This is a genomic window from Companilactobacillus sp. y65-5, assembly GCF_057541095.1.
Window position 1 is genome coordinate 125,757 of sequence record NZ_BAAJOA010000006.1, and the last position, 12,946, is coordinate 138,702.

Genomic DNA, 12,946 nt, shown 5'->3' on the forward strand with positions numbered 1-12,946 from the left:
GTAAGACTCCTCTTGATTATTTAATTTTGTTATTTAAGTGATACTGGGAAGAATGCTCCAAAAATCATAGCTCCTAAGATGGCTCCACCAGCGATAGGTTTCTTCCAAAGATAGAAGATAACTGCACCAATAATTGAACCAATACCGATAGGAATAGATGCTGTAGCGGCACTAAGAATGATCAAAGGTCCAAGGAAACGACCTGATGAATTACCAGCTCCCATCATGACGTCGGCACCGAAGGTTGCATTGGATTGATTGATAGTATACTTACGAACCAAAGTGATGATGCCACCGATTATCAAGCCTAGTACCATTCCGGTTGTAATCGACAGAGCAAAGTTAGTGATCGGTGCTTTCCAGCCAATACTCAACATGATAGCGGGAATACCAATACCTACACCAGTTAATATCGAACCACCTAAATCCAAAATACCAACTAGTGATCCTTCCAAAATACGAGCAAATAAGAAACTAGCACCAAAAGCAGCTGCAGCTCCATATGAACCACCGTCCATACCAGCCTTCAACATCGCAACGATCGCAACTTCATTAAAGGCACCGACATTATATACAAAGTACATATGCGTTCCCGCAAAGACACCTGCGGCCATTAGTCCAACCATTATTGGGAAAGACCATTCTGAATACCAAAAACTTTTTTTATCTATTTCCATTGTTTGTTCTTCATCCATGATTTCCCCTCCTACTTAACGTTGAACACATTGTGCATATTATTTAAGAAACTTGGAACTTGAAGTTTGAAACTCTCGATCATTTGAAGATCGAATCCTCTAAAGAATCCACTCAAGATGAACAGTGCAATGATTGCTCCGAACATAACTCTAGTGATACGTGTCCAACCTAATTCGTCGACACCTTTACCAATAAGAATACCTAGAACTACACCGGGAACAGCATTTCCCATGATCATAGCTGATAGTCCACCGAAAATAGTTCCCCATAATCCTGAACGTTTACCTGCATCGATAGCAGCCAACCAGAAGATGATAGGCATAACTGTGTTGATCAATAGTTCAGCGGCTGGAACTAAGACTTTGACCGCTGTGATCTGTAATGACTTAGGAATAGCTGATGCGGTTGTATTTAAGAATGCGACTACAATAATACCGATAACAGCGCCCGCAATAGCCATCTTTTTAGGATTGTGAACTGTATTTTCGACTTTCTTGTCCTTCAATAAGAGGACTGATGCTGCCCAGTTAGGAATAACACGGTGAGTAACATCCTGTGTGAACGCACCAGCACCAACAGTTGATGCCCATGCATTGAAGAAGAAACCTAATCCGAATGAAAAATGTGATGCGGCATCCCCTTCACAGGCATTCATTTCCCCTAGAGTTCTAAAAGCACCTAGCGCCTGAACGGTCGGAGCGTTGAACATTCTGGCAGCACCCATGCCGGCAGCGAATCCAACTAATCCACCAATTAGAATCGATTTAAGTAAAATGACGAATATTGTCATAATTAACTCCCCTTACTACTTCCCAATGAACCAAGTTTTGGTAACTTAACACCATTAGGATCGCTTATTTGTTTTTCGACGAAATCTATTTCTGCCAAGTCCATCGACTTGATTTCAACATTGATACTCATTGAAATATTGTAAATAGTTCTTTTTCTAGGTAGAAAAACAAAAAGGAAGTGTTCGGTATATTCTCTACATTCTGCCTGATCGATCTCGATAGAAACAGGCGTTATTTGCACTGTGATTTCGTTTTTCTTTCTAATGATCTTAGATATCTTAGCCAAGCCGTCAGCAACTGCTTCTTGTTTCGTTTGACCAGTACCGGATACTTGGATGACTTCGTTTGATACCTTCTGAGAGTTGCTCATCTTCTTAACCTCGATTCCTATGAGTGTACACGGTTGTATGCTTCAACCAATTTTGTTCCTAGTTCTTCTTTGTCCATGAATCCAAAACCTAGTGCTTGAATGCCGTCTTCAATCGCTGTGATTCCTTCTTGAACTGAACGCATGCTGTGACGTTCGCTGTAACCATATTTGTTCTTAGCAGTGATTGCTCCTGCACCACCACTACCACAGAATGAAATTCCGATGTCAGCGTTTTGTTTTTTCATTTCGTCGCCAAGACGCATGTCAGCACCCATACCTGGAACGACAATAGCCTCTCCGCCTGCGGCTTCAACACCTTTAGCTACGTTTTGACCTTTACCCATTCTATCTGCAATAACTACTTTAACCATTTTTACGTCCTCCTTATTTACGTGCAACTTCGAAATGAACTGCTAGAATATACTTTTCTTGATCTTTTAAATTACCGATCTTATCGATGACTTTGCCTGCCACAGCGATGCTGTCCTTTGGTAGACCATCAAATACTTCAAGGTCGACATCGTCTAATTGGCGATTGGTCTCTGATCTATCAACCATTTCAGCCACGTGATTCGTTAAGACTTCTGCCTGTGTTTCATCAGGAAATGAATTTATTGTCTGCATCTGGCTGAGCGTGTATTCAAGTATTTCTCTAACTCTCTTAGGATCGATGCTGTCTTGAATTATCTTCTCAGCTGCTGCGTTTAGTTCGATAGTATTCATAGATGCCACCTACTTCATTATTTGTTTGATTTTATCAACGATCATTGTCATTTCTGTTTCATGAACCGCACGAACATCGAATTCGATGATACCCATATTTGCTCGATACTCTCTGGTATACACGGCTGGACTGTCTTTTTTTAGTCCTGCGATCAAGGCTGGTGCATCAATCTTTGCGTCCGCATTCACGGTCACACTGGCACGATAGATGTCACGACCAGCGGCGTCTTGTACGATTTTGGCATCGATACCATTGATCTCGTTCAATGCTTCGACGAAAGGTGTCAATCTTGCTTTCATTGAATCACCAGTTTCAGGACCATATTCTAGATAATCTTCAATAGCCTTAGTAAGTCCTAAAATATTATCTTTACCGATCTTCATCGAACGACCGATACCCTTTGACTGTAGTCTGATCCATTCGATATAAGGTTTCTTACCTAAGGTCAAGCATGATGAAGGTCCTGAGAAGGCTTTGGCACCACTATAAATTACGATATCCGCATCCATATTGACGTATTTTTTCAAATCTTCTTCGGCGGCGGCGTCGAGGATCAATGGTAAGTTATGCTTGTGTGCTACTTCGATCGCATCCTTGACACTCAACATACTCTTTTGGACTGCATGATGACTCTTAACATAGAAGATAGCGGCAGTTTGGTCTGTGATCATCATTTCCACATGTTCTTTACTGCACATATTGGCGTAACCAGCTTCAACGACTTTTCCGCCACCAAGTTCTAGCATTACTTCTTCTGGAGTACCGTAGTCGACATTTTGACCTTTAGGGATAATGATTTCACGATTTGTGTAACGTGCATCGAATGGATGATATACGTGATGCATACTACCTTGTCCAATGATTCCTGCGACTGCTTGGGCAATAGCTGCGGAAGCTGAGGCTAGAACTACTCCGTCTTCAGCTCCGATTACTTTGGCAAGATGTTGTCCAGTTTTTAGAACTAGATCACTCATTTCAAAGAAATGTTGTCCACCAAATTTTTGTGCTTCTATAATATCATCTGAAACTTTTGAAACGCCTAAGATAGTCATCTTTCCACTGGCATTGATCACTTGCTTCAAACCATATTTTTCGTAAACATTTTCCATTAGAATTCCTCCAACTTTGTTTCATAAACATTTCCTGCAACAACTGCATAATGTGGTACAACGACTTGGTTTGTAGTCTCTTTGTTTCCGTTTGAATCGGTCAATTCTTTTTCTCGATCTTCAATATCAAAGATCGTTAAGTCACCGTCAAAGCCCTTTTGTAGTGAGCCTTTATTTTCCAAATGAAAATCTTCGGCTGGATTAGTAGTTATCATTGGGAGGATTTCTTCCATCGTATAACCCAGATGAAGCATCTTATCCAAGCAAGTAGCTAGGTTGTAAACTGGACCGTTCTCGCGATTCTTATGGTAAAGATCACTACTGATAGTCTTAGGAGTTAAGCCGATACCCTTGGCAACTCGAGCTACTTCAAAGTTGAAACTATCCGTTCCGTGACCTACATCGAAAATAATTCCTCTATTATATGAATCAATCGCAAATTGTTTGATTTGATGCAAGTCCAAATTCATGATCCCGTTTGGCTTACCATTGTAACAATGTGTAATGATGTCACCCGGATCCAAGAGATCCATAATATCGCTTAGCTCTGGTGGGTTGGTTCCAATGTGAACCATCAGTGGGATATTATTATTTAATTTTTGAATTTCTTTGGCACGTTCCAAAGGATGGATGCCACTTCCTGAAACAACTGACTTGCTCATTCTGGCTTTGATACCAACTACGAAGTCGGGGTAGTTCTTGATGATATCCTTGACTAAGTTGTCTTGAATACGATCCATGTGACCTAATTCATCTTGAGCAATGATTCCAGTCTTAGAAATATTGCACATAGCGTAGACATTCGTTCTTACTTTTTTAGTTAATTCATAAAAATCAGGTAAATTGTCAGCCCCAGTTGACCCAGCATCAACGACTGTTGTTACGCCGGCATCAACACCATCTAAATCGGGTTGATCATAATACAAAGTTAATTTTTCGTAGCAGTGAACGTGATCATCGATCCATCCAGCGCTTAAATAATATTTTGATTCCAAATCTAATGTTTTTTTAGCACTAACATCACCGTCAATATGTGATTGAACATCAATAATTTTTCCTTGATCAATTAATACATCAACGGGACTTCCAGTAATTGTTTTACCGTTCTTTACATATAAGTCGACCATTTCAAGTCCCCCTTATTTGATTACGAATACATAATAACATTATAATGTTATTATGTAAACGCTTCCTTTAAATTTCGTATTTTATTTTATAAGGGAATTCATTCGTTAAATAAATTGCCTCAGCGTACTCCACTAGATTATCGAGTTGATTATACGACTTTCTGATCCGTTTGATACCCACATTGTCAGTCGTTTCTAGTACTTTTTGTTGTTGTTCATCTAAGATACAGCCATAAAAATCATCATCGAATCTATTTACCATCTCACCCATTTCCTTAATAACCTGATACAGTGAGACCTTGTCCAGATCCTTACGACTCTCTGCATCCAGTTTGAATGGCAGATAATGTTTAAAAATAATCAATGGTTTTTCATTCATCTCATAGATTTTCGTAACTTCAGTAATACATCCCGTCAACCGATTGATCTCGAATTCGGCTGGACTGGCTTCGGCAGATATCTCTTTGATAGATACGATTCTCTTCTTAACATCTTTACCATTATTTTCCAAGATACTGCTGAATGATTCAGCCTTGGATAAGCGATTGAAAAGACGATTGCTGATGACCGTCGTCCCCTTGCCACTTTGCTTAGTCACGTATCCTTCATTGACCAGTAGCTTGATGGCATTTCGAATAGTTATTTTACTAACATCGTATATTTTTTCTAATTCTATTTCTGTTGGTAAGAAGTCTCCGACAGAATAAGTATCATTCAATATTTTTTTCTTCAAATCTTCGGCTACACTCTGGTACAAGATTCTTCTTTCCATTGTCTTTTCCTCTTAAATTCAAATATTCTTTGTATACGCATTCACTATTATTTTTATACACCATCTAGAGTAGTATTTCAATCATTAAAATTATAATGTTATAATGTTTTTGTTATTAAATACTAAAAAGAGCGTGAAATGTATATTTCAAATCGCTATTAATTGAATATATGTACAATTTTAAGTACAATATTGTGTACAAGGAAGGTGATTTTATGACATTAGCTTTAACTCAAAGTGACTTCAGAGCTCACATAAAAAAATACTTAGATCAAGTTAATGATGACGACGAAACGGTCTACATTGCTCGTTCAAATAGTCGTTCGGTAGCTATTATTTCTCAAGAAAAAATGTATTGGCTAGAACAGGCGATAAATGCAAAAGAAGATTCACTAGAATTTGCGGTTGCTCGTGACCAACTTATCAAGCGTCACGTCTTACCAGATGACGATGTCATAACAGATACTGACGATTATTGGAGTCAATTCAAAAAATGAAAAGACTACGATTCAAACCTAGGGCAACTTTTAATGCCGATTTAAAAAGATTGGCCATCTTAGACCAGTCGATCATCGATGAGGTTAAAGAAGCGATTTACATATTGTTAGAACAACATCGCCTACCACCCGAATTTGATGATCATGAATTAAGTCGTAGAATGGCTGGATACCACGAATTTCATCTGCGTGATACTCCAAAAGGTAAACGACCTAACGACGTTAACGACATACTAGTCGTTTATACGATCGATAACGAAGAATTGGTCTTAATTGGAATTAGAATCGGTTCTCATGCCCGTCTATTCCCTAATCAAAACAGTTTGAAAAAATATCAAAAAAATGAAGACTAAATATTTTTCAGAGTAAAAGAGCGTGAAATCAGCCATAATCGACTGATTTCACGCTCTTTTTGTAATTAAGCACTATAGGTACTATCTTTATCCTCTAATCCTAAGAATCTCCGCATGATATGCTTCGGCATTCTTCTTAACTTGCTCATAGTCACCTTTAGCTGCTGGTCCAACTAAGTTTCCACCAGCTCCAACCACGATGACACCTTTATCGAACCATTCTTTCATGTTCTCCAAAGATACGCCACCCGTTGGCATGATATTCACTTGTGGGAATGGACCCTTTAATGCGGAGACCATTCCTTGACCTACAACTGAGCCTGGGAAAACCTTGATGACGTCTGAACCATAAGTCAATGCGTCCTGCACTTCCTTAGGTGTCATACATCCCGGCATATATGGAAGGGCATAGAGATTACTCAACTTGGCTACTTCTTTATTGAAAGAAGGACTCACGATGAACTTAGCTCCAGCGATGATAGCCAGACGAGCTGTAGCTGGTTCTAGAACTGTTCCAGCTCCGATAACTACTTCAGGATCATCCTTGTATTCTTCGACTAACTCACCGATGATCTCATCGGCGTGTGGTGCCGTAAATGTGAGTTCGATGGCTTTGACGCCACCTTCGATGCAGGCTTTAGCAGCTTGATAGGCTTCTTCTTTTGAAGCACCACGAACAACTGCCACAACACCGGATTTTTGAACACTTTTGAGAATTTCTGCTTTTTGTAACATTTAATTATCACCTCAATAAGATTTAAGAGCAGTCATCTAGTGATTACTCCATGTTACTATGTGCTGACTTAGCTGAATCATTTGATGTATGATCACGTCTACTTAACTTCAAGCACAATGCATCTAGTGTGATGTGCACACTTTGATCAAATAAAGTGCTCAATAATTGGATCGACTTAACGCCATCGCCGCTCTTTGTGGCTCCAGGTACAACGATAGTGGCATCGCCCAATTGACCCAATGGTGAGTCTGCCTTGCTAGTGAGGGCAACGATCTCCACGCCGTCTTCTTTAGCTTTTTGAGTTAATTCCAAGATGCTAGCTGTCTTACCAGAACCTGAAACTGAGACTAATACGTCACCTGATTGAACTGAAGGTGTAATTGTTTCGCCGATCACAAAGACTGTATAGCCGATATGCATCAAGCGCATTGCAAATCCTTTAGCCATCAATCCTGAACGTCCGGCACCGAGAACAAAGATGCGTTTGTCTTTTTTGATTAGCTTTTCGGCGTTATCCAATTGGTCCTCATCGACCATGTTCATAACTTCGTTAACTTCTTGCATTATTTGACTAATTAATGTCATTTTATTGCCTCCATGAATTGTTTAGCAGATTCTACTGGATTATCTGTCTTAACTATTTTACCACCAACGATAATCGTGTCAGCAATCCCTTGTGTAGCAATGGCTTTGGCTTGTTTCAAGTCGATTCCACCAGCAACTGCGATTTTTTTGATGTCTGGGAAATTTTTCTTGAATTTATCTAAAGTGTCTACTGCGTCAAAGGAATCTTGAGCATCTTTGGAATGATGTAATCCATATATTGCGTTGTTAAATCCTGAAATTTCTTTGATCTTATTGTCGTCTACCTCTATTAGATCGATCAACATCTCTTTTTTATGACTTTCAGTCACATCATAAACTTGTTTGATTGTATCCAATGATGATCCGCCCATAACCGTGAGGATATCAGCCTTAGCGTCGAATCCCTTCTCAAATTCATACACGCCTTCATCATTTGTCTTCAGATCATACAATATTTCAGATTTAGTAACATTAAATGGTGCATCTTTCAGTGCTAATAATCCATAATCCTTGATCAATGAAGTACCTATCTCAATAATATCAACTACTCCATCCAATTCATGCGTCAATTCAATTGCTTCGTCTAAAGTTACTCTATCAATGGCCACTTGAAGCTTCATTATTATTCTTGAACTCCTTCTTTTGCGTAAAATTCTTTCAATCCATCTTTATCTGGATATCCATCATTATCACCCAATGTCTGAACTTGTAAAGCTCCAACGGCATTACCACGTAACACGGCTGACTTCATTGGTTGTCCTTCAAGTAAGGCTGTGATAACTCCGAGTGCAAATCCATCACCGGCACCAACAGTATCAACGACTTTGTCGACCTTGAAACCTTTAACTGTATAGCTGTCACCATCTGAAGTCTTAACAAAGGCACCTTCGGCACCGACTTTGACGATAACTGTCTTAGTACGTTCACCTTTAAGATAGAAGTCGGCGATTTCTTCTGGATCATCTGATCCCATCAAGATCTTACCTTCTTCAACACCTGGCAATACGATATCAGCTGAAGCTGCCAATTCATTGATCGTACTGATCATCTTTTCTTGGCTGCTCCACAATGATGGTCTCAAGTTTGGATCGAATGTAACTAAGATACCCTTGTCAACGATTCTCTTGAGCAAGGTTCTGAATGTGTCCTCAGCAGTATCTGAGATGGCTGGGAAAATTCCTGACATGTGCGCAACTTTGACACCGTCAAGGTCTACTTTGTTGATGACTTCACTAGTTAAGTGAGAAGCAGCAGAACCTTTACGATAATTGAATGTGTCAGGATCACCTTTAGTAACTAATTGTTTTAACTGATGACCAGTGAAATTGTTAGGATCTTTTGAGATATACTTGGTACCCACATCGTGGCTCAAGATCGTCTTGATGACATAGTCACCGAATGGATCAGCGCCAACTTGAGAGATATATTCGACTGAATGTCCCAGACGACGTACACCGATAGCGACGTTCAATTCAGCTCCACCCATGATCTTGTGGAAATTAATGGCATCAACTAATGATACGTCAGGGTCCTTTGATGCAAATGCTACTAATGGTTCGCCAATTGTAATAACTTCACTCATGATAAAACTCCTTTGATTTGATTAATATTTTTTGATTTAACCGAAGAAATAATAAACTAGAACTTCATTAATAATCGAGACTATCCACATGACCGGTACGCCATACTTCAGGAAGCTCTTAGATTGAACTTTCATGTAATCTAGTCCCCAGATATTCCATGATTGGGTGATATCGGTTGAGACAGCTAGTAATGTTGGTACGTATAGTAATGGTAGTAAGAATGCGTCACTGAACAATCCAGTTCCTGATAGAACTGCGGCTGTTGCGGCACCAGCACCCCATACGTGCAATGGTCCACGGAATAAGGCTAGTGGTGCCAATACACCTAGAGCAATGGCTAAGATCAAATGATCATGAGGCAAGATTGCCTGGAATACCGGACGGAAGCGGGCAGCATTCAATGAAGCGGCACCAGTAAACATAGTTAGTGCCATTAAGAACATGATCAATCCAGAAATATCACTGATAGATTTTTTGATCGATTCATTCAAGAAATTAACGAAGGCTTTGTAGCTCTTCATCTTACCAGTTAGCAACATAGCTAGTAATGTCGAAACTGTTAGTGCAGGTACGGCATCCCATTTGAAGATCATATTCATAGCAACTGGGATGATTGGAATAATAAATGCAATCTTAGGAATCTTATTACCATCGTCAGCATCATCAGCACTGGCGCCGATAATCTCCAAGTTCTTTTCTGCTTGTGATGGGTCGATCTTTTTGCGGTTAAGGATCAACAAGATAATAACAGCGACTAATTGAACAAGTGCTGCGATAACACCGAAGACAAGATATTCACCGCCATAAACTGCCTTAGGGAAGAATGCCTTGATTTGATTATATAAAACAACGTTGATGTACATTGGAGCACCGATTGCGAGTGCAAAGACTGATAGAGCTAAGTCTCTTGGCAAACCAATCGAAAGAAGGATCGGTAGTAAAATAACACCAATAGCGATAACTGAACCTACACCGTAGGCACTAACGAAGATAAAAGCTGTAACGATGATAACTAGAATTCCAGCTAGCAACGGTTTCTTTCTACCTACTTTGTTAGTCTGCTCCGAAATTGCTGGAGCGATACCACTTTCAACCAAAACACGTCCGAACCAAGAACCAAAGACAATGTAGATAATGGTTGGCCCGTAATTCAATGCTGGTTCAGCAAAAATCTTTTGAACAGCAGTATCGAACGGAACCATACCGATCAATGCCCATAAGATGGCCATCACGAAGAATCCGACCATCAAGTTACCACCTTTAATGATGTAATAGATAAAGGCAGCAAACGTAATTAATAATAGTATTGCGATTACTGTAGAGCTCATATGCTATGCACCTACCTCTTTTTGAAACAACTCGATTTGACCTTTGATTTGTTCATCTGTTGCCATTGGATATTCAAGTGCGAAATAGACATCTTTTGGTAGATATGTAAGGATGTTCTTCCAGTCATAAATACCTACGTCTAGATCATCAGATGTTGATAATTCACCTGCGTTGTCGATCGTATTCTTCAAGTGAATGTAATGTGTGTATGGTGCAAGAGCTTTAGCAGCTTCAACTGCATCACCGTGTGTGAATGCCCAGTTACCTAAGTCATATACATAGCCGATTTCTGGAAGGCCTGCATCATGTGCAGCTGACAAGAACTTAGTCAAGGCTTCAACAGTACCGGATACTTGTGTTTGGTCATTTTCAACGTTCATCTCGATTTGGTCGAGTGGGAATTGTCCTAGAGCTTCTTTCAAGTCACCAGTGAACTTGTCGAAATGACCGATATTGAATTTGATCTTCTTCAATCCTAATGTCTTACCTTCTTCAAAATAAGTCTTTAACATTGGATTCAATGAACCATCTTCTTCGAAGACGACGTCAGGAACACTGTAATTTACTACTAAATTATGTTCTTGAGCTTTTTTAGCTGTTTCTGGTAATTCTTTGTCCAAGTCCTTGAAATATTCACGGCGTACTTCGATACCATCTGCCCCCAAAGCAGCCACACGATCTACTAAATCAACTTGGTTAGTACCTTCCTTAACGTCTTTTTCAAAAATCCATGTATTTAAAATTAAAGTCATTTTTTCCACCTCATTAATAGTTGTTTAAATCACGTACACGATTGATCAATTCTTCAAAACTCAAATCTTGAAATTGTGTCCCATCATCTTCAAAGCTTTTATCCTCGGCTCTGTTGAAGTCTTGGGCTAGATAATATGCAGTTAGATAGCTGATCAAGTAATTCTTCGACTCTTTGATCAGCTCTTTTTTATCGAACCCCTTCTCATAACTAGAGCTAGCAAAGTTCAATGCAAATTTTTCTGGATCAATTTGTGTTCTCTCCGACATATGCACATCTCCACATCATTCTATTTTTGTAACCCTTTACAAGACATATGGTAAACGTTTTCCTAAAATATTTCAAGTATTTTTTTATATTTTTATAAATCCCTCTATATCAACAATAGATGGATATTTATGTTAGAATACTAATAGTAAAACGTTTAACTTGATAAATTATCTTATGATTTAAATATAATCACAATATGGTATAGTATTAATTGATATTTTAGGAATAATGGTAAATTAAATAATGAAGAAGAAACAAGCTGCTAACATGAAAGACGTAGCCGCCCTATCGAATGTATCGATCGCTACCGTCTCTCGTTTTTTAAATAATGATCTTTCGCGTATGTCTGAAGAAACTGCTAAACGTGTTGCCGATGCTATCGACAAACTCAACTACGTCCCTAATTCAGCTGCTCGACAGATGGTCACTAAGACTAGCAATATGATCGCCGTCGTGGTCTCCAATATCGATGATTACTTCTCAACCGAGCTGTTCAAAGGTGTCAGTTCTATCTTGGAGAGCAATGGCTATATCGGTGTCTTATTTGACACCGATACCAATCAGAAGCGTGAGATCCAATTGATGGACTCAGTCAACAAGCACAGTTTTGATGGTTTGATCTTCCAGCCATTGACTAGTGACATGAACTTGATATCTGATGAGATCCGTCGGGACATCCCCATCGTGATAGTCGATCGTGAGATCGAACGTTCTCCCTGGCCTCAAGTCATCACCAACAACTTTGACGCTGCCCGTGAAGCCATGATTCACTTCAATGACAGAGGCTTCAAACACGTCATCGTACTGAGTTCCGAGATCAACATCGCTTCAACTCGTCGTGAACGTTTCCAAGGAATACAATCAGTGATCCCCGATGAAAATATCGACATTATCGAGATATCTGAACAGTCTCACAACCACAAAGAAATCCAAAAAGAGATCGTCTCCTTGCTTAAAAACAGTGATGAGAAGACTTTGATCTTCGCCATTAAGGAGAGATGGTTACTAGAATTCATGCCGGGACTGATTGCTGGTGGATACGTTGATGACGTCAACGTAACTTCAACCGGCTTCTCCGATACTGATCTAGCTCGAGCTATTGAACCTAAGGCCAAGTTGATCGAACAAAACCCCTTCTTGATGGGAGCTAGTGCGGCAGAAGTCATGATCGACCTGCTAAATGACAACGACAAGAATATCAGTTCCAAATTAGTCATACCTGCAAAATTAAGATAGTGAACACAAAAAAGCTT

Annotated in this window: 18 protein-coding genes; 3 read left to right on the forward strand and 15 right to left on the reverse strand. The window is 39.5% G+C overall.

Going from position 1 to position 12,946, the window contains the following annotated elements; genetic code table 11:
• Window positions 1-29: 29 nt before the first annotated feature.
• The 8 genes from AC27FM_RS10745 to AC27FM_RS10780 all read right to left on the reverse strand — a co-directional run bounded on the left by AC27FM_RS10745 (window position 30) and on the right by AC27FM_RS10780 (window position 5,589).
• Window positions 30-695, reverse strand: coding sequence for a DUF4310 family protein (locus AC27FM_RS10745; RefSeq protein ID WP_487088170.1), 666 nt, complete (start codon window positions 693-695; stop codon window positions 30-32).
• A gap of 11 nt (window positions 696-706) precedes the next feature.
• Window positions 707-1,486, reverse strand: coding sequence for a DUF4311 domain-containing protein (locus tag AC27FM_RS10750; RefSeq protein WP_487088172.1), 780 nt, complete (start codon window positions 1,484-1,486; stop codon window positions 707-709).
• Window positions 1,487-1,488: 2 nt separating this feature from the next.
• Window positions 1,489-1,857: a DUF4312 family protein gene (locus AC27FM_RS10755; RefSeq protein WP_487088174.1), complete on the reverse strand. Its 369-nt coding sequence runs from the start codon at window positions 1,855-1,857 to the stop codon at window positions 1,489-1,491.
• Between the two features lie 17 nt (window positions 1,858-1,874).
• Complete coding sequence (locus tag AC27FM_RS10760; RefSeq protein WP_487088176.1) at window positions 1,875-2,228, reverse strand: SFCGS family glycine-rich protein; 354 nt, start codon at window positions 2,226-2,228, stop codon at window positions 1,875-1,877.
• 13 nt (window positions 2,229-2,241) lie between these two features.
• On the reverse strand, window positions 2,242-2,580 hold the full coding sequence (locus AC27FM_RS10765) for a hypothetical protein (protein WP_487088178.1): 339 nt from the start codon (window positions 2,578-2,580) through the stop codon (window positions 2,242-2,244).
• 9 nt (window positions 2,581-2,589) lie between these two features.
• The gene (locus tag AC27FM_RS10770; protein WP_487088179.1) at window positions 2,590-3,690 is read right to left on the reverse strand and encodes a DgaE family pyridoxal phosphate-dependent ammonia lyase; all 1,101 of its coding nucleotides are present in this window, start codon (window positions 3,688-3,690) and stop codon (window positions 2,590-2,592) included.
• A complete protein-coding gene (locus AC27FM_RS10775; protein ID WP_487088181.1) occupies window positions 3,690-4,817 on the reverse strand; it encodes an amidohydrolase/deacetylase family metallohydrolase in 1,128 nt (375 codons plus the stop codon). Before AC27FM_RS10775 ends, AC27FM_RS10770 begins: the two co-directional genes overlap by 1 nt.
• Window positions 4,818-4,884: 67 nt before the next feature.
• Complete coding sequence (locus AC27FM_RS10780) at window positions 4,885-5,589, reverse strand: GntR family transcriptional regulator (protein ID WP_487088183.1); 705 nt, start codon at window positions 5,587-5,589, stop codon at window positions 4,885-4,887.
• Window positions 5,590-5,804: 215 nt separating this feature from the next.
• Between AC27FM_RS10780 and AC27FM_RS10785 the strand changes: the two genes are divergently transcribed.
• Window positions 5,805-6,086, forward strand: coding sequence for a type II toxin-antitoxin system Phd/YefM family antitoxin (locus AC27FM_RS10785; RefSeq protein ID WP_487088184.1), 282 nt, complete (start codon window positions 5,805-5,807; stop codon window positions 6,084-6,086).
• A complete protein-coding gene (locus AC27FM_RS10790; protein WP_487088186.1) occupies window positions 6,083-6,439 on the forward strand; it encodes a type II toxin-antitoxin system YafQ family toxin in 357 nt (118 codons plus the stop codon). Before AC27FM_RS10785 ends, AC27FM_RS10790 begins: the two co-directional genes overlap by 4 nt.
• An 87-nt stretch (window positions 6,440-6,526) precedes the next feature.
• Here the strand turns inward: AC27FM_RS10790 and AC27FM_RS10795 are convergent, their stop codons facing one another.
• Genes AC27FM_RS10795 through AC27FM_RS10825 form a run of 7 tightly spaced genes read right to left on the reverse strand, consistent with a single transcriptional unit; the run spans window position 6,527 to window position 11,692 of the window.
• Complete coding sequence (locus tag AC27FM_RS10795) at window positions 6,527-7,174, reverse strand: bifunctional 4-hydroxy-2-oxoglutarate aldolase/2-dehydro-3-deoxy-phosphogluconate aldolase (RefSeq protein WP_487088188.1); 648 nt, start codon at window positions 7,172-7,174, stop codon at window positions 6,527-6,529.
• A gap of 43 nt (window positions 7,175-7,217) precedes the next feature.
• A complete protein-coding gene (hxlB, locus tag AC27FM_RS10800) occupies window positions 7,218-7,760 on the reverse strand; it encodes a 6-phospho-3-hexuloisomerase (protein ID WP_487088189.1) in 543 nt (180 codons plus the stop codon).
• Complete coding sequence (locus tag AC27FM_RS10805) at window positions 7,757-8,380, reverse strand: orotidine 5'-phosphate decarboxylase / HUMPS family protein (RefSeq protein WP_487088190.1); 624 nt, start codon at window positions 8,378-8,380, stop codon at window positions 7,757-7,759. Before AC27FM_RS10805 ends, hxlB begins: the two co-directional genes overlap by 4 nt.
• Window positions 8,381-8,382: 2 nt before the next feature.
• Window positions 8,383-9,342, reverse strand: a complete 960-nt coding sequence (locus tag AC27FM_RS10810; protein WP_487088191.1) for a sugar kinase — start codon at window positions 9,340-9,342, stop codon at window positions 8,383-8,385.
• 36 nt (window positions 9,343-9,378) lie between these two features.
• On the reverse strand, window positions 9,379-10,671 hold the full coding sequence (locus AC27FM_RS10815; RefSeq protein ID WP_487088193.1) for a gluconate:proton symporter: 1,293 nt from the start codon (window positions 10,669-10,671) through the stop codon (window positions 9,379-9,381).
• Window positions 10,672-10,674: 3 nt separating this feature from the next.
• Window positions 10,675-11,424, reverse strand: coding sequence for a sugar phosphate isomerase/epimerase family protein (locus tag AC27FM_RS10820; RefSeq protein WP_487088194.1), 750 nt, complete (start codon window positions 11,422-11,424; stop codon window positions 10,675-10,677).
• 13 nt (window positions 11,425-11,437) lie between these two features.
• Window positions 11,438-11,692, reverse strand: coding sequence for a hypothetical protein (locus AC27FM_RS10825; RefSeq protein WP_487088195.1), 255 nt, complete (start codon window positions 11,690-11,692; stop codon window positions 11,438-11,440).
• Between the two features lie 244 nt (window positions 11,693-11,936).
• Here AC27FM_RS10825 and AC27FM_RS10830 point away from each other — a divergent pair, with 244 nt between their 5' ends.
• Window positions 11,937-12,929 (forward strand): LacI family DNA-binding transcriptional regulator, encoded by a 993-nt coding sequence (locus AC27FM_RS10830; RefSeq protein WP_487088197.1) that lies wholly within the window; start codon window positions 11,937-11,939, stop codon window positions 12,927-12,929.
• The last annotated feature ends 17 nt before the right edge of the window (window positions 12,930-12,946 follow it).